The organism is Hymenobacter lucidus, assembly GCF_020447265.1.
Taxonomy (GTDB): domain Bacteria; phylum Bacteroidota; class Bacteroidia; order Cytophagales; family Hymenobacteraceae; genus Hymenobacter; species Hymenobacter lucidus.
The window spans coordinates 1-16,919 of sequence record NZ_JAJADR010000007.1 but is presented as its reverse complement, the minus strand read 5'-3'; the positions used below and the strand labels follow the sequence as shown (position 1 = coordinate 16,919).

Sequence of the window (16,919 nt, the reverse complement as noted above, 5' to 3'; positions counted from 1 at the left end):
AGGGTTGCCACTGCCGAGCTGTTTATTGCAATATGCTCGGCGTCAAGGCTATATTTTGGCCTATATTTCCTAGCTTTGACACAATATATAGCGCCCGTGTGCGCAATTCCATTTTTGGTACGTATGAGCAAAGACTTACGGTTTCGATTATTGACAGCGGCAGCGCTGACAACTGGTTCAATTGCAGCCCACGCCCAAACCGGCAGCGTCGGCATTGGGGTGACCGTGCCCAACTCGTCGGCGGTGCTGGAAGTGGCTTCTGGTACCACCACGCCCAAGGGCTTCCTGCCCCCGCGCATGACGATGGCCGACCGGGACCGGATAGCGTCGCCCGCCACCGGCCTGCTGATCTACCAGACCGATAACACGCCTGGCCTCTACCAGCGCACGGCTTCGGCCTGGGCTGCCGTAAGTGCCGTTCCCGCCGCCACTAAGGCCGACGTGGTGGCCCCTTCTACCACCGCTGCCACGCTCAACCCCACTACCACCACCGTCAACTACACCGATAACGGGGCGGCGACCAACAACACCGTGACGCTCGGCACCGGCACCGAAGGCCAGATGCTGATCATCGTCAACAACGACCTGCAGTACCTGCCGGTAGTGTCCGGTAGCGGCACGGGCAACCTGCTGCCCAAATACGCGGCGCGGTATATCTACACGAGCGGGGCCTGGCGCCGCGAGTCGTAGCCGGTTGTTTTTCTGTTATTCGTCTGTTGAGTTCCGCTGGTTTTATGGCTGATTTTTCTGCTGCTGCGCTCGGCTCTGTGCCGCAGCGCCGCTCTTTGTTGCAACGGGTGCAGCGCTGGCTGCGGCCCGGCGCGGCCCCCCAGGCCCGGCCGCTGGTATCGTTGCGCCCCAACGGTGCAGAGCCCTATGTCGGGGAAATTGCCTTGTATCCTTACAACTTCGCGCCGCTTGGCTGGTTGCCGTGCGATGGCCGCACCTTAGCCATTTCTGAATACGAGGTCCTGTTCTACGTTATTGGTACTACGTATGGCGGCGACGGGATAAGTACCTTTAACCTGCCCGATATGCGGGGCCGGGTAGCGGTGCATCCGGGTCAGGGGCCAGGCTTGGCAACTACCTACGCGCTGGGCAACAAAGGCGGCGTAGAAACCGTGACGCTCACTACCGCGCAACTGCCGAGTCATACCCACACCGTAGGAGCCAGCACGTTGCCGGGCACGGGCAGTGCGCCGCAAGGCCTTGTACCGGCCGACAGTGGCACGGGCTCGGCCCAGTATACGCAGGCCACCGCTGGCCTGGTAACGCCCCCCGCCCTGCCGATGAGCTCGGTGGGTAGCGGAGCAGCCCATTCCAATATTCAGCCTTACCTGGCGGTTCCGTACTGCATTGCGACAGATGGACTTTATCCCCAATAGCTAGCACTTTCAATCCATGTTCTCAATAAACGATTCGCCGGCCGGCGGGGCTTCCCGGCGGAGCTGGCTTAAAAAGCTGGGTGGCGTGCTCGGCGGCGGCTTCCTGCTGGGCAACAGCAAAGCAGTTGCCCGCCCCCAACCGGCTGCCTCTCCCCAGGGAGAATATACTTTTTTGGGGGAAATTATGATGGTCGCCCACAACCTTACGATAAGTGGCTGGCTACCCTGTGATGGGCAGATTCTGCAAATCAACCAGAACTCGGCTCTGTATGCCCTGCTCGGCAACCAGTTTGGCGGCGACGGAAGAACCACTTTTGCCCTTCCCGATATGCGGGGGCGGGTAATGGCCTACCGCGGCAGCGCGGCAGTAGGCGGGAAAGCGGGCACCGAAACCCACGTGCTGCAGGCCAGTGAGATGCCCGCGCACTACCACGGCCTGGCCGTTAGCACCGCCCTGGGTACTACCAGCCTGGCGGGTACCACCGGCCCGGCCGTGCACAATTTTCTGGCCGATGGTGGGGCGGGCGTGCCCCAGTATGGCAACATTAACACCGTAAACACGGCGCTGGCCAACGTCTCGGAAGTAGCGGGCGGCAACCAGGGGCACGAAAACCGTCAGCCCTACATCAGTATCCGATTTCTTATTGCCGTGCAAGGCATCTTTCCTTCCCGCAGCTAGCCGTGTCAACCTCCTCTCCTTCTCCTGCCTCGCCGGCCCAGCCCGGCCGCCGGAGCCTGCTCAAACGTCTGTCCGGGGCCCTGGCCGGCAGTTTTCTGGCCTCACCCTTGCAAGCGTTGCTGGGCCATACCCCCACCGCTACCGCCAGCCCGCTCACAGGGGGAGAAAATGCCTACCTAGGGGAAATAATCATGGTTCCCTTCAACTTCGCTCCCCGGAACTATGCTCTCTGTGATGGGCAGATCATAGCCATCAACCAGAACACGGCCCTATTTGCCCTGATTGGTATCCAGTTTGGCGGCGATGGAAGAACCACTTTTGCGCTGCCCAATCTGAACGGCCGGGTGGTAGTAGGCGCTGGTCAGGGGCCAGGGCTGAGCAACTACTCCGTGGGTCAGAGTGGCGGCACTGACACGGTTCCTCTGCAGATCAACGAGCTGCCGGCCCACCAGCATACCATGGCGCTGAGCTACAGCCCCGAGCCGGGCACGACCAGTTCGCCCCAAAATGCTTACCTGGCCAGCAATGGCTCCGGCCAAGCCCAGTATGCGGCGTCCGGCACCGGGTTTACGCCCGGCGCGGTCACCGCTCCTGGTGCCGCCCACAACAACCAGCAGCCGTATCTGAATATGGTGTATTGCATTTGCCTCGCCGGAATTTTCCCGCAGCGTCCATAAGCAGCTTCCCTTTTTCGCTATGAAACATTCTCTACCCATCGGCGCGCTTTGCCTGTTGGCTACGCTGCCGGCCGTCGGCCAGGGGCTTTCGAACCAGGGAGCCTCCATTACCATTCAGTCCGGGGCAGAAGTGTCCGTCGTGGGCGACGTGAGCATCAGCAGCGGCGGCACCATCGACAACGCCGGTACGCTGAGCCTGACCGGCAACTGGACCAACAACACCAGCGGCGGCGTGCTTGCGCCCGCTACGGGCACGGTGCGGCTTACCGGCACGGGCACTCAGCAAATCGGGGGCAGCGGCACTACTACCTTCCACTCGCTGGATGTCAGTGGCGCTACCGGCCCGGTGCAGCTCACAGCCGATATTGCGGTAGGCGCCAGCGCGGGTACGCTCGCGCTGGGTGCGGCCCAGGTGCAGCTCAACTCCAAAGTGCTGACGCTGAACAACGGCGCGGCTTCGGCCCTGAGCCGCACGACAGGCACGCTCGTGGGCGAAACCTCGGCCGCGGCCGGCTACGGCAAGCTGAACTGGGTGATTGGCTCCAACACCGGCACCTACATCATTCCGATGGGCTCGGGCAGCACGGCCGTACCCATGTCGGCCGTTATTTCGGCGCCGGGCAGCGCCAATGGCACCTTGTCGTTTGCCACCTACCCCACGACGGCCGATAACCTGCCCCTGCCGGCGGGTATCACCACCCTACAAGGCAATTCCAAGTATGCCCTCGACCGGTACTTTATCGTGCAGCCTTCCAACTACACGCTGGTACCCAACGCAACGCTGACCTTTGGCTACCTTGAGGCGGAGTGGAGCACGGCCCCTAACACCATTACGGAAAGCCGCCTGCGCCTGCAGCGCTGGAATGGCTCGACCTGGGAAAGCCCGCAGGGCAGCGTGAATACAACCAATAACACGCTCACTACCGACCTGCAGAACACCTACGGCATCTTCGCCTCGGCCGATCAGAACAACCCGCTGCCAGTAGAGCTGCGCGAATTCACGGCCCTGGCTAAAAACAACGACGCGCTGCTGAGTTGGTCGACGGCTTCGGAGCTGAACAACGACGGGTTCTTCGTGGAAGTCAGCACCGACAGCAAGCTGTTCCAGCGCGTGGGCTTTGTGGCCGGCCGTGGCACGACCACTACCGCTCAGCAATACCGCTTCACCGATGCCGGCGCGGCTCGCCGGGGCCAGTTGCTCTACTACCGCCTACGCCAGCACGATGCTGATGGCACTGATACCTATTCGCCGGTCCGGACGGTGAGCTTCCCGCAGCAGGCTATTGCCAGCGGCCTGAGCGCCGCGCCCAACCCGGCGCACAACCAGTACACGATTTACCTAACGGCCGCCAAAGCCCAGACGGTGCAGCTCACGGTGCGGGACGTGCTGGGCCGGGTTATCAGCCAGGCCCCGGTAGCGTTGCAGCCCGGCGAAAACCAGCTGCCGGCTTCGTTTGGCGCTGAGCAGCCGATGGGCGTGTATCTGCTGTCGGCTGTAATTGACGGGCAGGTGCTGCGCACGCGCCTGGTGCGGGAATAATAGCGGTGGCGCGGCGGAAATTATTGGCGGAATAAACCTTTTTGCCGCATTCGTGCTTTAGCTTTGCAGCCAGATAAGAAACATTCTTATCTGGCTGTTTCTTTGTCAATCAAATTCCAAGATAGAATGCCTGTTACGAAAGCCACCGACTCCGATTTCCAGCAACTCCTCGAAACGCACGAAAAAGTAGTGGTGAAATACTACGCCGACTGGTGCGGCAACTGCCGGCTGTTTTCGCCCAAGTACAAGCGCATGGCCCAGGCCGAGCAGAACCAAGGCATCAAGTTTCTGGATGTGAATGCCGAAACCAGCCCCGCTGCCCGCAAGCTGGCCAACGTGACTACCCTTCCCTTCTTCGCCATCTTCAAGGACGGAGAGCTGCTCGACACCGTGTCGGCCAGCAAGGAAGAAGCCGTAGCCGACCTCATCAACCGCTTGAACTAAGGTAGCCGACGATGAAAATCCCTGTAATCAAGCGCCTAGTTGAGTCGCAGACGCTGGCAAGCCTAGTAGAAGCCGAAGAAGCGCTGCTCGACGAGCAGCAGCCAGCCTTCGAGGTGGAAGGTGAGGACGAAGGAGAGCAGCTTACCCACGTTTTTGCCGCCATCTTCATCCTGAACCACATGCAGGACCACCAGTCCGAGTTCAAGGACGCGTTGCGCGAGTACACCAAAAAAGTACGCGTGTCCATTAGCTAAGCTTGCTGACTGCACAAAAAAAGAGGAGCCCCTTGGGGCTCCTCTTTTGCGTTTGGGCTACTACGAAAGCTACATCCGGGCGAAGTAGGCAGCGGCGCTTTTCAGGCCCTCGTCGGTGCAGAGGCCACGCATGTAGTATAGGTACACGCTGCGGAACACCTCGGCTACATCGTAGCGGCTGGGCGGGAAAATCTGCTCGTTGAGCACCATGTAGAGCTGCTCGATGATGATTTTGCTGACCAAGGCAATGTTGATGTCGCCACGCAGGGTTTTCTGCAAAATGCCCTCATTGAGGAGGTTATGAATCTGGGGGTAAGAATACTCGGCCAAATGCTGCTGGCCCAGCTCCCAGGCCTGCGGATAGTCCTGTATCAAGTCGGCAAAGTACTGGGGGGCGGTAACCTTGCGCAGGTCCCGGATACCCATTTCGAGCAAACTTAGCAGACGGGCCACGGCATTATCGACGCGCTTGAAGAGCTCGGCGTGCTCCCGCTTCTGGCGCTCAATGTCGTATTGGGTGACTTGCAGCACGAGGTCCTCCTTGTCCTGGAACATCTCGCGGAAAGTGGTAGGCGACACATCCAGCTTGGCCATAATCTGCTCGAGGGGCAGGTTGGTGATGCCCCGGGTTTGAAAAAGCTGAATGGCTTCTTCCAGCAGCGTGTCGCGTAGCGTTTGGTTCATAGAACTAGATAAGGTGGGAGCTAAGGGAATGAAAGTTAGCGAATAAACCAGCCAAGCCCGAAGAAAAATAGCAGTTGCAGCAGATACACGAAAGGTACCAGCGGGTTATGCTTCTCAAAGTCGCTGCGGTTGAAATAAACCTGCAGGATAAGGCTTACTGCAAACCAGCCCTTAAAGTTCTGGAGCGGAATCAGGTCGTAAAACCAGGTCCAGAAGTCGTAGCGCACGGCCACGGGCTCGATGCACATGTCCATACCCACCATGAGCAGGGCCGCGGCCACGGCCCGCAGAAAGCCCGGTAGCGGTAGATAGCGCGCCAGAATGCCGGCCATGTAGGTCAGCATCAGCCAGTTCAGGCCAATGATGAGGGGCACGTTCAGCCACTTGATACCCAGCGTGGTGCCGTAGGTATACTGCCCAAAGATCTTGCCCGTCTGAATGCCGATTACCTCCACGAAGAAGCCCACAAGCACCGTCGTGACACAGAAGGTGAGGAAAGCCAGGTTCCGGTCGCGCTGAAAGGCGAAGAGTAGCACGGCCGTCAGCAGCAGGTTCAGGGGCACAAACTGCAGGTAAAAGCTGGGGTCTTGGGAAAAAGCCAGCCCCAGAAAGCCCGTAGCGTGAAACAGCAGCAAGATACCCTGAGCTACGCGCAGGCGGCGCAGGCTGGTATCGGGCGCGGCCGGCGGGGCTGCCGGCAGGTGTTGGGTTGATTCGGAGAAAGGCATTAATAGGGATGCTGGATGTCGAATGTTCGGAGTGAATAGCTGGTTCGGGCTACGCTCTTAATAGTCAGGCTAACGTTGGCGGAACTACGCTAACAAACAGCCCGGGCGGTAACATTCAACTTGAAAGGTTGAAATTTTAAATCAGGTCAGCCACGATTTTAGCCGACAGCAGACACAGCGGAATTCCGCCGCCGGGATGCACACTGCCGCCGCAAAAGTACAGTCCTTCCAGCTTCCCCGAGAAATTGGGGTGCCGCAGAAAGGCCGCCAGCGGATTGTTGGAGCTGCTGCCATACAACGCTCCGCCAAACGAAGACGTGCGCTGCTCGATGCCACGCGGGTCCCAAACCTGCTCGGCCCGGATCAGCGGCTCCAGTTCCACACCCAGCGTGCGGCTCACTTTGTCCAGTACGGCCCGGCGCGTCTTGTGGATCAGCGCGTCCCAGTCCTGGCCCTGGTTGTGGGGTACGTTCACCATCACAAACCAGTTTTCGTGCCCGGCCGGCGCGTCGGTGGAAGTCATTTTGGACGTAATGTTCACGTATACCGTCGGATCTTCGGCTACGGTTTTTTCCTGGAAGATGGCTTGAAACTCCTGCCGGTAATCCTGGGAAAAGAAGATGTTGTGCAAATCCAGCTCGGGGAAGCTGTGGCCAATGCCCCAGTAGAAAATAAGGGCCGACGACGAGCGGGGCTGGCTGAGCGTGCGTTCGGGCGCGGGCTGGGTAGGCAGCAGGAGGCGGTAGGTGGGCACCACGTCCATGTTGCTCACTACCAGCCCGAAGTCGTACACGTCCTGGGCCGTACGCACCCCGGTTACCTGCCCGGCCGCCGTCAGAATTTCCTCCACCGGTTCCTGGTAGCGGAACTCCACGCCCAGCTCCTCAGCCAGCTCTACTAGGCTGCGGGCAATGCTGTAGATACCGCCTTCGGGGTAAAATGCGCCGATACCGTGCTCGAGGTGCGGAATCAGGCTCAGCGTGGCCGGGGCCTGGTAGGGGTCGGAGCCGTTGTAGGTGGCAAACCGGTCGAAGAGCTGCACCAGACGGGCGTCGGCAAAGGCACTGGCGTGGCGCTGGTGCATGGTGCCCGTCAGGCCCAGGCCGGGCAGCGCGGCTAGGGCTTTGAGCACGTCGGAACTGAAGTAGGTGCTGGCTTTGTGCAGCGACTTGTGCAGAAACGTGCTTTCGGTAGCCGCGTAGGCCTGGCCGCTGCGCTGCAGAAACTGCCGCACGCTGCTGGCGGGCACGCCGAGCTTGGCTTCTATTTCTTGGGCAAACTTTTCCTCGTCGGCCCAAGCGCTCAGGCGGGTGCCATCGGCGAAGAAGTAGCGGGTAATCGGGTCGAGGCGCTGGTAGCGGAAGTGGTCTTGCGGGTCGCGCCCGGCCAGCCGAAACAGCTCATCAACCAGGGCCGGCAGGGTAAAGAGCGAGGGGCCGGCATCGAAACGGTAGCCGCCGGGCAAATCGAACTGGTGCATTTTGCCCCCGAACGTACCCTGGGCCTCGAATACCGTCACGGCATGACCCTTCAGGGCCAGGCGCACGGCCGTGGCAATGCCGGCAATACCGGCCCCGATGATGGCGGCGGGCTGCTTGACGGAGGAGGCTACTGACTTTTTACGGGGCATGGATAATGAAAGGGACCGTGAGACTGGCCCGGTGGAGCTTCCTGGCACCATTCTGGTCAAGACGACTCAAAAATAGCTGTATCGTTCTACCATTACCCGCCGCATTATGTTTGTTTTCCTTCGCGCCGCCCAGCTTGGGCAGGCCGCCGTGCTGGCGGCTGCGCTGCTGAGTAGCTGTGGTCGCCCAGCCCGCTCCCTCTCTCAGCCTGCTTCAGGCCGCGTAGCCCCGCCGGTGCTGGTAGTGCCCCCGCCCGCTCTTACCGTCATCATGACCCGGGCCGATGGCTCGGGCGGCGTAGCCGACAAGGCACTGGTTGCGGCCGAAACAAACCAGATCTACAACAACATGCAGGCGTGGCTGCTGCAGCACGCCCGGCCGTTTCAGCTGCGTATGCCCGTAGAAGCCGCCGGTCCGGCCGCCACCGATGCCGCTGCTACCGTGCGGACTCTGGCCGCGCAGCACCAGGCCGACCAGGTACTACTAACTCAGGTGTATCATCAGCGGGTATATGCGCCCGTGCCGCTGGCCGTGAGTCCGGCCACGGTCGTGACGCAGACCACCGAAGCCGGCAACGTAACTACCAGCGCCACGGCAGCTTCTACTGGCCCGGCTTTTCGGGAAGAAATCAGCGTGGACCTAACGCTGTACCAGGCCGACGGGACCATTATGTGGAAACATAACCAGCGCGGCACCCCGAATAGCCTTTACCCCACGGCGGGCTACGTTGCCGATTGGCTGGTGAATCGGGCGCTGGACAATATGCCCCGGTCCGGCCGCTAGCTTGGTTGCCCCGGGTTATTAGCAAGCTCTGTCAATACAAAAACCGGTCAATGCGCTGGCTGCTCTCGAAAGGTATTTTCGGGCAGATTAACTGCCGCTCCAAGCAAAAATGGTCTGTTGAACTGTTCAACAGACCATTTTTGCTTGTCTGAATTTTCCGTTACTCCACGGCCAGCACCAACCCTTTCAGGTATTCCCCTTCAGGGTGAAACAAACTCACGGGGTGGTCGGCGGGCTGGGTGAGGCGGTGCAGGATGCGGGCCGGGCGGCCGGCTTCGATGGCGGCGGCCAGCACGGCACCCTCAAACAGCTCGGCCGAAACCACCTGGGAGCAGCTGAACGTGAAGAGCAGGCCGCCGGGCGCAATCTGGCGGATGCCGGCCGCGTTCAGGCGCTTGTAGCCCATCAGGGCATTGTGGCGGGCCGAGAGGTGCTTGGCAAACGCCGGCGGGTCGAGCACGATGAGGTCGTACTGCTCCTGGCTGTTTTTCATGAAGCTGAACACGTCTTCGGCATAAGCGGCGTGCTTGCTTTCGAGGCCGGTAAGGGCCGCGTTGCGCTCCGTCAGCTCGATGGCGCGCTTGGAGCTGTCCACGGAATGCACCAGCTCGGCGCCGGCCTGCAGGGCGTAGGAGCTGAAGCCGCCGGTGTAGCAGAACGTGTTCAGCACGCGGCGGCCGGGGGCGTAGCGGGCCAGCAGGCTGCGGTTGTCGCGCTGGTCGATGAAGAAACCGGTTTTCTGGCCCGTCTCCCAGTCGACGGCAAACGGGTGGCCGTTTTCGTGCACGATGTGCTCCTGGCCGTTGCTTTCCCCGAAGAGGTAGCCGTTCTTGGCGTCGGGGGCTGCTTTGGCGGGCACGGTTTCGGCACTTTTGTCATATATAGCCCGCAAGCCCGGAATAACGGCCTGCAACGCACTGGCAATCAGCGGCCGGGCCTTATACATGCCCGCGCTGTGAGCCTGCACCACAGCCACGTCGCCATATACATCTATAATAAGGCCGGGCAGTCCGTCGCCCTCGGCGTGAGTGAGGCGGTACACGTTGGTGCTGCCCTGGCCCGTGAGCTGTAGGCCCTGGCGCAGCTGGTAGGCATTGCGCAGCCGACCTTCCCAGAACGCGGCATCGGGCAATTGGGCATCGGGACCGAAATCGAGCATACGCACGGCAATGGAGCCTGGCGCGTAGTGGCCCACGCCCAGCAGCTCGCCATTGGCGGCCTGCACCATCACCACTTCGCCTTCCAGCACTTCGCCCTGCATGCGGCCGATGGCACCCGAAAACACCCACGGGTGGCGGCGGCGCAAGGATTGGTCTTTACCAGGTTTGAGCGTGACAATGGCAGGCATAACGAAAAAGCTAAGTGACGGTACGAACTACAAAAGTACGCCAAACCCCGCCAGTCCTCATTACCGCCGCCGCATTAGGCGAATACGCGCCGGTAAATGGGTTTGCGGTAGGCAAACTGCGCCCACATCAGCGGGTAGAGCAGCGCATCGAGCAGTGGGGAAGCCGTGCGGTATTCCAGCGCGTCCACAATGACGCTGCCGCCAGCGGGACCAGGCTCGATGAGGTGGCGGTGGCGCCAGTAGCGCAGCGGGGCGGGCAGCTGCTGGCCTTCGTCAATGAAGAAATGGGTGCCGTCGGGCTGCACACCGCTGTCGGTTATCAGGCTGGTCCAGCGCTGGCGTAGCGGGCCGCTGATCAGCTCAATTTCCACCTGGTCGCCGCGTTGGCAGCCGTCGAAGCGGTGCAGCTTCAGCCGCGGAAAAGGTGGGGCCAGGGACAAGAACAGCTCCCGCGTGAAGCCCGCGAATACCCGGGCGGGCGACTGGGCTACGGCGGTGCGGAGAGTAACGTGCATATTGGGTTTGGCAAGAAGCTCCTCCGAAAGCGGAAGCCGGCGAAGCAGGGTGAGGCCGATGGTGGGTAAGGTGGTATGGCGCCAGCAAGCTGCGCAGCTTCTACCTCAACCGCTATATAGAAGAAAAGTACTGTCGCCGATACGCTTTACCCCAACAATGCAGTTATAAGCGGGCACCATACCTACTCGTTCCGCCTATGTTTCTTCGCCCTACTGCTCTCCTCTCGGCAGCCTTGCTCGGTTTAGCTGCCTGTCAATCAGCGCCTTCGGGCGCGCCCGTGCGCCAGGTGAAAAGCATTGGCTACGGCAGCGTTACGGTATATCCCAATTATGCCGAGCTGACCGTCGATGCCGCCTTCACCCGGCCTAAGCTCAAAGACGCGGTGGCCGAGGTGCAAGGCGTCGTGGATCAGGTGCTGACGCTGTCGAAGCGCTACGCGCCAGGGCCGAATGATGTGCGGGTCAGTAGCACGTCGTCGAACAAGGAATTTGACTATGTGCGGGGCAAGCAGGTTTTTCTGGGCTTCAACTCCACCCAGTCCGTCACGGTGCGCATCACCGACCTGCGCCGCCTCTCGCCCTACCTCGAAGAACTGCTGGCCACGCGCATCAACCGCATCAAGAACCTGACTTACGGCCACAGCCTGGCCGACAGCCTGCGCCGGGAGGCCGACGTGCTGGCCCTAACCGACGCGGCCAAAACGGCCGACAAAATGTGCGGGGCCCTGAAGGTGCGCCGGGGCGCCGTGCTCGAAGCCAGTGACGCCTCCAGCCCCGAAAGCAGCCGTGAAGAGTGGAGTACCTCCGCCGACATTGAGCTCTACGGCAAGGGCTTCGGGGGCCGGGGCTTCAAAACCAGCCCCGAGCTACTGCACTTCAACAGCGTCTGCAGCCTGGTTTCAGCCCTAGAGTAGCCCGGCATTAAAGAACGGCCAGTACTCAAGCAAGCACCGCCAGCTTGTTGCTTTATACTAAAGGCAGAGGCCGTTCATTGCTTTTGGGCCACCAGTTGCACTAGCCGGTGGGCTTCGCGGGAAAAGTCGGCCACACCGATGGGCTCTTCGTAGCGCACGATAGTGAAGCCTGCGGCGGCGTAGCAGCTTCTGAGCTCATCCGTGGCAAAGCCTACTTCCTGCCCCGGCCGGTTACCCCGCGCCTGGTTCACATCGGTATGAAAGTTCTCGAACACGAGCAGCCCACCGGGCCGGAGTGCGGCCTGCACCTGGGGCACGTGGGTACTTTCGTCGGCGTAGCAGAGCACAATAAGGTCCCACTGGCCGCAGCCCCAGTCGTAGGTGTTGGCATCATGCTGTATCGTAGTAAGCGGCCGGCCCAGCTGCCGGGCCCGCTGCTGGGCAAAGGCCAGGGCCTGGTCGGCAATGTCGATGCCCGTAACGGCCCAGCCCAGCCCAGCCAGGTATAGCGCGTTGCGGCCCTCGCCCATGTTCACGTCCAGGGCCTTGCCGGGCGGGCGGCCGCGCACGGATTCTACCAGCAGTGTATTGGGCTGGGCATTGAAGCGCGTACTGCGCCAGGTTTCGTCGGTGAGAAAATGATTCCAGAGCTCCCGCTCGTATTCCTGCAGCTGGGCCGGGGTAGCATTAGCCGGCCGGGGTGGGTAGCTGGCTGCTCCGGGTGGCTCGGATTCATTGGATCGGGCTTTCATACTCTATTACATATAGGAGGCGGGCACTCTTACGTTCTTAAACATAAGTATACCAGTAGAGAAACGGCCCCGCCGGCAATAGAACCAGGGCCCTGGTTAGTTGCGGCCAGCAAAATAAATGGGGCAGTGCACCGCTTTTGCTGAACTGTCGTATGGGTAGCACGGTTACAATTTTAATCCGGCTTTAATCTTCACCCTAGCATTTCCCCCTATGCGTTTTCTCCTGTTGTGTCTGGCCGTGTTGCTCACTGCTAGTGGTGTTCGGGCCCAGAAGTCCACCCTGGCTTGGAACTCGGATCTGAGTGCCGCGCTGCAGCAGGCCCAAGCCACGCAAAAGCCCATACTGGCCGTTTTTTCGGGCTCCGATTGGTGCAAGCCCTGCATTATGCTCAAGCAGGAAGTATTCGACCAGCCTGAGTTTGAGCAGTACGCCAAGGATAGATTCGTGCTGGCCCGCTTCGACTTTCCGCGCGGTAAGAAGAACAAGCTGCCCGCCGCCCAAACCAAAACGAACGAGCAGGCGGCGGCGCAGCTCAATAAGGAAGGTTCCTTTCCGCTGGTGGTGCTGCTTTCCCCCGAAGGCAAGGTGCTGGCCAAAACCGGCTACCGCCCCGGTGGGCCCGCCGCCTACGATGCTTACCTGACCCAGCTGCTGGCCAAAAAGTAAGCTCCGTGCGTCAATTCCTGTCTTCCCTCTTTACCGGTTTTCTACTCCAGGCGCGCCTAGGCGTGGCTGCTATGCTCTTGACGAGCTCCCTAGCGGCCAGTGCCCAGCCCTCGGGGCCGCAGCTGTCGGCCCGGCCGCGCAATTTTACCCGAGGCGCCCACCTGATGGGCTCCCATTTCACGTTCACGGCCGTTTCGGCCGACGATACGCTGGCCTGGCGCGCCATTCGGGCCGGTATCCGGGAGGCTCGGCGCATCGACCGGCTCTGCTCCTACTGGGATTCCACGTCGCAGATAACCCAGATAAACCGTGCCGCCGGCATCCGGCCGGTTGTCGTCGACCAGGAAGTATACGACCTGATTCAGCGGACTCTGAAGCTTTCGGAGCTGAGCGGCGGCGCGTTTGACATCACCTTTGCCGGCGGAGAGAAAATTTACAAGTTCGATAAGCAGGAGCACGCCCGCCTGCCCGACTCGGCGGTGGTACGGGCCTCGGTGCGCCGCATCAACTACCACAACGTGCTGCTCGACCCCACCACGCATTCCGTTTTGCTCAAGGAAAAGGGCATGCGGATGAATCTGGCGGGCATTCTGCAGGGCTACGGCGTGCGGCGGGCCCAGGCCCTGATGCGGCAGATGGGTGTTGCGGGCGGCCTCATCAACGGTTCCGGCGACGTGTCGTGCTGGGGGCGGCAGGCCGATGGCTCACTTTGGCGCATTGCCATCGGCGACCCGGCCTTTCCGCAGTCAGTATCGTCGTGGCTCACCGTAACCGATGTGGCCGTGGTAACGGCCGGCAACTACGAGCAGTATTTCACGGTGCAAGGCAAATATTACGGCCACATCATCGACCCTCAAACCGGCTACCCAGCTACCGGCCTGCGCTCCGTCACCATCATCTGCCCCGATGTGGAGCTGGCCGATGGCCTCGACGAGGTGGTGTTTGTGAAAGGTCCCGACGCCGGTCTGGCCTTCATCAACCGGCTGAAAGGCGTGGATTGCACCCTCATTACCAACGACGGCCGCACATTGGCTTCCAAAGGCATGGCCGTCAACTATTACTCCACCCAGCCACCGGCCGCCGCTGCCAAGCCATGAAGAATTTCACCATTCCCTCTCCCCTGCGCCGGCTGCTGCTGGGCGCCCTGCTAGCGGGCAGCGGCTTGCTGAGCAGCTGCGTATCGGTGGCCGCCTACCAGAAAGTGTACCTCAACGATGAAGATATGAAGCTGGCCAACAAGCGCATCGAAGTGTACGAAACCAATTTCGAGAGTTACCGCGAAGGAGCCGGCGGGGCCAATGGTGGCAAAGTAGGCGGTGGCTGCGGCTGCAATTAAGTACTCGTCGAATTCCCTGCTCATGTCCTCCACGCTTCGTTTTTTCACTGCCTGCCTGGCTACGGCCCTGCTGCTACCAACTCAGGCATGGGCCCAGGCCACGCCCACGCCCAACCGCGTAGATGGCTACGGCGCCCCTACTACCACCGCTGCCGGGCCGGCCAACCCCGCCAACCCCGCCAACCACGGCGAAACCGAGCTGAATATTCTGACCAGCTACTACTCTCAGGATGGCAACAAGGGCGCCGTGGAGGGCGGCACCGGCACTCAGCAGCTCACCGACCTCACGCCTACCATCATCCTGAACGTGCCCCTGGACTCGGCCACGCGCATTTCCGCCAATCTGGGCCTCGATTACTACGCCTCCGCCTCTACCGACCGTATCGACCAGGTTACCTCCTCCCCTTCTTCCAGCGACACCCGCTTCCACCTGGACCTTGGCCTGACGCGCCAGCTGGCCGATAAGCGCACTATTGTAGGAATAGGCGCCGGTGCTTCCACCGAATACGACTACCGCTCGTTCAACGTGGCGGCCTCCTGGGCCCGCGCCTCCGCCGATGGCAACCGGGAGCTGAGCATTGCCGCTCAAGCCTTCTTCGACCAGGCCACGCTTATCCGGCCCGAAGAGCTGCGCACCAACGGCCGCCGCGAAGACGGTACTGATACCCGCCAGAGCTACAACCTGAATATCGTATATGCCCAGGTGCTCAGTCAGCGCCTGCAGGTGGCCGTCAGCACTGAACTGGTAGCCCAGCGGGGCCTGCTCAGCACGCCGTTTCACCGCGTATATTTCAAAGAAACCGGCGACGCACTGGGAAAAGCTAAAACCGAGCTACTGCCCCGCCAACGCTACAAATACCCCGTAGGCCTGCGCCTCACCTACTATACCACCGACTTGGTGCAGGTACGCGGCTTCTACCGCTTCTACAACGACAATTTCGGCATCACAGCCCACACCTTCGAGTTGGAAACCCCCGTGAAGGTGACGCCCTTCTTCGTGCTCTACCCTTTCTACCGCTACCACACCCAGTCGGCCGCTACCTATTTTGCGCCTTACCTGCAGCATTCCACCGCCGATACCTACTATACCTCCGATTATGATCTGGCCGGTTTTTCGGCCAATAAGCTGGGCCTGGGCCTGCGCTACTCCCCGGTATATGGCCTCAGCCGCTTCAAAACGCCTTTTGGTGGCCGAGTCGCCAAGTTCAAAGCCCTGGACCTGCGCTATGCCTACTACCGGCAGAGCACTGGCCTCACCGCCAGCCTCATCAGCGCCGACCTGTCGTTTACCATGCCTTAGCAGCCTGCTGGGCCCATGCCGAGTACTATAGAAGCAGGCCGATGGTATGAGATTGAGTGGCGACCCAACTATTAGCTCGTACACTGGTCTTTACTGATATACACTCTAATAGGTCTGTTGCAATGGCTACTCATCACCCGCACCCCGAAGACCACCTGACCAGCTCTGTAATCCTGCAGGACATTGTTATTGGTCTCTCCGATGGTTTGACGGTGCCTTTTGCCTTAGCTGCCGGCCTAAGCGGCGCAGTCGAGTCATCAGCACTTGTCATCACAGCCGGACTGGCCGAGGTGGTGGCTGGTTCCATTGCTATGGGTCTGGGTGGTTATCTGGCCGGTCAAACAGAAGTTGAGCATTATGCGTCTGAGCGGGCGCGCGAGTTCCGCGAAGTGCGTGAGGTGCCCGACCGGGAACGTGCCGAAGTTGATGAACTGCTCGCCGAAATCGGTCTGTCGCCCGAAACAAGGGCCGCTGCTGTGCGCGAACTGACCGCCAATCCGGAGCAGTGGGTGCATTTCATGATGAAGTACGAGCTTGGCTTAGAAGAACCCGACCCCAAACAGGCTCCCAAAAGCGCGGCGACTATCAGCCTAGCCTACGCCGTGGGTGGACTGATTCCCCTGAGCGCCTATTTCGTCACCGACTCCCCAACGCAGGGCTTAACTTGGTCGGCTGTCATTACTTTAGTATGCCTGTTGCTGTTTGGCTACTTCAAAAGCCATCTGACCGGTCAACCGCCTGTTTTGGGTGCCCTCAAAATGGCTGGTATCGGTGCCCTTGCAGCTGGAGCTGCCTTTTTCGTGGCCCGCCAGATCAGTTAACTGCCTGTGTAAGGTATAGGCAATGTGCAAAGCCAGCTCAATAGCTGAATTGTACTCTCAGTTAATGACTCTTACGATATTGTTAGGACCTTATGCCTTCACTAGTCAAAAGCAGATCTACTAAAATCCAGCTTACTAGATCTTGATAATTGCGTTCCAGCCGCAGAACACACTTACCGCAACTTCTTCACGCTATCCGCTAATTACCCTCTGTATTGACACCAATGTATCCTGCGTACTTCGAAACTTGTCCGCAAATGCCTGTGAATAATGCCTTTTGCAATAGAACAGAATATTAAATGCGCTTTTTTTCAAAGCTAGCTGGCTTTTTAAAAAATCTCCTGTACTTTTGCACTCCCAAATCGGACGGATTCGGGGCGCAGTCGGCGGCACCAGCAGCAGAGAAAAAAAGTTGGGCGCAGGGTTGGAAAAATCGGGTCGCGGGTCTTACCTTTGCAGCCCGC

At 60.3% G+C, this 16,919-nt stretch carries 20 protein-coding genes; 14 read left to right on the top strand and 6 right to left on the bottom strand.

Annotated features, from left to right (window positions below; genetic code table 11):
* Nucleotides 1-123: 123 nt before the first annotated feature.
* The 7 genes from LGH74_RS20355 (at nucleotide 124) to LGH74_RS20325 (ending at nucleotide 4,979) form a co-directional block, all read left to right on the top strand.
* Nucleotides 124-690, top strand: coding sequence for a hypothetical protein (locus LGH74_RS20355; RefSeq protein ID WP_226179078.1), 567 nt, complete (start codon nucleotides 124-126; stop codon nucleotides 688-690).
* A gap of 44 nt (nucleotides 691-734) precedes the next feature.
* Nucleotides 735-1,385, top strand: coding sequence for a phage tail protein (locus LGH74_RS20350; RefSeq protein ID WP_226179061.1), 651 nt, complete (start codon nucleotides 735-737; stop codon nucleotides 1,383-1,385).
* Between the two features lie 16 nt (nucleotides 1,386-1,401).
* Complete coding sequence (locus LGH74_RS20345; protein WP_226179055.1) at nucleotides 1,402-2,064, top strand: phage tail protein; 663 nt, start codon at nucleotides 1,402-1,404, stop codon at nucleotides 2,062-2,064.
* A gap of 2 nt (nucleotides 2,065-2,066) precedes the next feature.
* The gene (locus LGH74_RS20340; RefSeq protein WP_226179051.1) at nucleotides 2,067-2,741 is read left to right on the top strand and encodes a phage tail protein; all 675 of its coding nucleotides are present in this window, start codon (nucleotides 2,067-2,069) and stop codon (nucleotides 2,739-2,741) included.
* Between the two features lie 19 nt (nucleotides 2,742-2,760).
* Nucleotides 2,761-4,281, top strand: coding sequence for a T9SS type A sorting domain-containing protein (locus tag LGH74_RS20335; RefSeq protein ID WP_226179034.1), 1,521 nt, complete (start codon nucleotides 2,761-2,763; stop codon nucleotides 4,279-4,281).
* 126 nt (nucleotides 4,282-4,407) lie between these two features.
* Nucleotides 4,408-4,725, top strand: coding sequence for a thioredoxin family protein (locus LGH74_RS20330; protein WP_226179016.1), 318 nt, complete (start codon nucleotides 4,408-4,410; stop codon nucleotides 4,723-4,725).
* 11 nt (nucleotides 4,726-4,736) lie between these two features.
* A complete protein-coding gene (locus tag LGH74_RS20325; RefSeq protein WP_226179014.1) occupies nucleotides 4,737-4,979 on the top strand; it encodes a DUF6952 family protein in 243 nt (80 codons plus the stop codon).
* Nucleotides 4,980-5,048: 69 nt separating this feature from the next.
* On the opposite strand, the gene LGH74_RS20320 is transcribed toward LGH74_RS20325, so the two are convergent.
* The 3 genes from LGH74_RS20320 to crtD form a co-directional block, all read right to left on the bottom strand.
* Entirely contained in the window at nucleotides 5,049-5,663 is a 615-nt protein-coding gene (locus tag LGH74_RS20320) for a TetR/AcrR family transcriptional regulator (protein WP_226179011.1), read from the bottom strand.
* A 35-nt stretch (nucleotides 5,664-5,698) separates the two neighbouring features.
* Nucleotides 5,699-6,391, bottom strand: coding sequence for a carotenoid biosynthesis protein (locus LGH74_RS20315; RefSeq protein ID WP_226179008.1), 693 nt, complete (start codon nucleotides 6,389-6,391; stop codon nucleotides 5,699-5,701).
* A 136-nt stretch (nucleotides 6,392-6,527) separates the two neighbouring features.
* Nucleotides 6,528-8,021 carry a 1-hydroxycarotenoid 3,4-desaturase CrtD gene (gene crtD / locus LGH74_RS20310; protein WP_226179007.1) on the bottom strand — a complete coding sequence of 498 codons (1,494 nt, stop codon included), beginning with the start codon at nucleotides 8,019-8,021 and terminating at the stop codon, nucleotides 6,528-6,530.
* A 106-nt stretch (nucleotides 8,022-8,127) separates the two neighbouring features.
* Here crtD and LGH74_RS20305 point away from each other — a divergent pair, with 106 nt between their 5' ends.
* A complete protein-coding gene (locus LGH74_RS20305) occupies nucleotides 8,128-8,802 on the top strand; it encodes a hypothetical protein (RefSeq protein WP_226179004.1) in 675 nt (224 codons plus the stop codon).
* A 160-nt stretch (nucleotides 8,803-8,962) separates the two neighbouring features.
* Here LGH74_RS20305 and LGH74_RS20300 read toward each other — a convergent pair whose 3' ends face one another.
* The gene (locus LGH74_RS20300; protein ID WP_226179001.1) at nucleotides 8,963-10,150 is read right to left on the bottom strand and encodes a class I SAM-dependent rRNA methyltransferase; all 1,188 of its coding nucleotides are present in this window, start codon (nucleotides 10,148-10,150) and stop codon (nucleotides 8,963-8,965) included.
* A gap of 74 nt (nucleotides 10,151-10,224) precedes the next feature.
* Nucleotides 10,225-10,665: an SRPBCC family protein gene (locus LGH74_RS20295; RefSeq protein WP_226178998.1), complete on the bottom strand. Its 441-nt coding sequence runs from the start codon at nucleotides 10,663-10,665 to the stop codon at nucleotides 10,225-10,227.
* Nucleotides 10,666-10,862: 197 nt separating this feature from the next.
* Here LGH74_RS20295 and LGH74_RS20290 point away from each other — a divergent pair, with 197 nt between their 5' ends.
* Nucleotides 10,863-11,579 (top strand): SIMPL domain-containing protein, encoded by a 717-nt coding sequence (locus LGH74_RS20290; protein WP_226178996.1) that lies wholly within the window; start codon nucleotides 10,863-10,865, stop codon nucleotides 11,577-11,579.
* Between the two features lie 74 nt (nucleotides 11,580-11,653).
* Here the strand turns inward: LGH74_RS20290 and LGH74_RS20285 are convergent, their stop codons facing one another.
* Entirely contained in the window at nucleotides 11,654-12,331 is a 678-nt protein-coding gene (locus LGH74_RS20285) for a class I SAM-dependent methyltransferase (RefSeq protein ID WP_226178994.1), read from the bottom strand.
* A 211-nt stretch (nucleotides 12,332-12,542) separates the two neighbouring features.
* Between LGH74_RS20285 and LGH74_RS20280 the strand changes: the two genes are divergently transcribed.
* The 5 genes from LGH74_RS20280 (at nucleotide 12,543) to LGH74_RS20260 (ending at nucleotide 16,455) form a co-directional block, all read left to right on the top strand.
* Nucleotides 12,543-12,998 (top strand): thioredoxin family protein, encoded by a 456-nt coding sequence (locus tag LGH74_RS20280; protein WP_226178992.1) that lies wholly within the window; start codon nucleotides 12,543-12,545, stop codon nucleotides 12,996-12,998.
* Nucleotides 12,999-13,075: 77 nt separating this feature from the next.
* On the top strand, nucleotides 13,076-14,095 hold the full coding sequence (locus LGH74_RS20275) for an FAD:protein FMN transferase (RefSeq protein ID WP_226178990.1): 1,020 nt from the start codon (nucleotides 13,076-13,078) through the stop codon (nucleotides 14,093-14,095).
* Nucleotides 14,092-14,334, top strand: coding sequence for a DUF4266 domain-containing protein (locus tag LGH74_RS20270; RefSeq protein WP_226178988.1), 243 nt, complete (start codon nucleotides 14,092-14,094; stop codon nucleotides 14,332-14,334). Before LGH74_RS20275 ends, LGH74_RS20270 begins: the two co-directional genes overlap by 4 nt.
* Nucleotides 14,335-14,356: 22 nt before the next feature.
* Nucleotides 14,357-15,634 carry a DUF3570 domain-containing protein gene (locus LGH74_RS20265; protein ID WP_226178986.1) on the top strand — a complete coding sequence of 426 codons (1,278 nt, stop codon included), beginning with the start codon at nucleotides 14,357-14,359 and terminating at the stop codon, nucleotides 15,632-15,634.
* A gap of 122 nt (nucleotides 15,635-15,756) precedes the next feature.
* A complete protein-coding gene (locus tag LGH74_RS20260) occupies nucleotides 15,757-16,455 on the top strand; it encodes a VIT1/CCC1 transporter family protein (protein WP_226178984.1) in 699 nt (232 codons plus the stop codon).
* Nucleotides 16,456-16,919 lie beyond the last annotated feature (464 nt).

Bases quoted from the DNA above. Each gene is read 5' to 3' on its own strand.
- LGH74_RS20320 (WP_226179011.1), bottom strand. From the start codon at position 5,663: ATGAACCAAACGCTACGCGACACGCTGCTGGAAGAAGCCATTCAGCTT.
- LGH74_RS20325 (WP_226179014.1), top strand. From the start codon at position 4,737: ATGAAAATCCCTGTAATCAAGCGCCTAGTTGAGTCGCAGACGCTGGCA.
- LGH74_RS20355 (WP_226179078.1), top strand. From the start codon at position 124: ATGAGCAAAGACTTACGGTTTCGATTATTGACAGCGGCAGCGCTGACA.
- LGH74_RS20330 (WP_226179016.1), top strand. From the start codon at position 4,408: ATGCCTGTTACGAAAGCCACCGACTCCGATTTCCAGCAACTCCTCGAA.
- LGH74_RS20265 (WP_226178986.1), top strand. From the start codon at position 14,357: ATGTCCTCCACGCTTCGTTTTTTCACTGCCTGCCTGGCTACGGCCCTG.
- LGH74_RS20260 (WP_226178984.1), top strand. From the start codon at position 15,757: ATGGCTACTCATCACCCGCACCCCGAAGACCACCTGACCAGCTCTGTA.
- LGH74_RS20270 (WP_226178988.1), top strand. From the start codon at position 14,092: ATGAAGAATTTCACCATTCCCTCTCCCCTGCGCCGGCTGCTGCTGGGC.
- LGH74_RS20305 (WP_226179004.1), top strand. From the start codon at position 8,128: ATGTTTGTTTTCCTTCGCGCCGCCCAGCTTGGGCAGGCCGCCGTGCTG.
- LGH74_RS20290 (WP_226178996.1), top strand. From the start codon at position 10,863: ATGTTTCTTCGCCCTACTGCTCTCCTCTCGGCAGCCTTGCTCGGTTTA.
- LGH74_RS20315 (WP_226179008.1), bottom strand. From the start codon at position 6,391: ATGCCTTTCTCCGAATCAACCCAACACCTGCCGGCAGCCCCGCCGGCC.
- LGH74_RS20350 (WP_226179061.1), top strand. From the start codon at position 735: ATGGCTGATTTTTCTGCTGCTGCGCTCGGCTCTGTGCCGCAGCGCCGC.
- LGH74_RS20285 (WP_226178994.1), bottom strand. From the start codon at position 12,331: ATGAAAGCCCGATCCAATGAATCCGAGCCACCCGGAGCAGCCAGCTAC.
- LGH74_RS20280 (WP_226178992.1), top strand. From the start codon at position 12,543: ATGCGTTTTCTCCTGTTGTGTCTGGCCGTGTTGCTCACTGCTAGTGGT.
- LGH74_RS20335 (WP_226179034.1), top strand. From the start codon at position 2,761: ATGAAACATTCTCTACCCATCGGCGCGCTTTGCCTGTTGGCTACGCTG.
- LGH74_RS20345 (WP_226179055.1), top strand. From the start codon at position 1,402: ATGTTCTCAATAAACGATTCGCCGGCCGGCGGGGCTTCCCGGCGGAGC.
- crtD (WP_226179007.1), bottom strand. From the start codon at position 8,021: ATGCCCCGTAAAAAGTCAGTAGCCTCCTCCGTCAAGCAGCCCGCCGCC.
- LGH74_RS20295 (WP_226178998.1), bottom strand. From the start codon at position 10,665: ATGCACGTTACTCTCCGCACCGCCGTAGCCCAGTCGCCCGCCCGGGTA.
- LGH74_RS20300 (WP_226179001.1), bottom strand. From the start codon at position 10,150: ATGCCTGCCATTGTCACGCTCAAACCTGGTAAAGACCAATCCTTGCGC.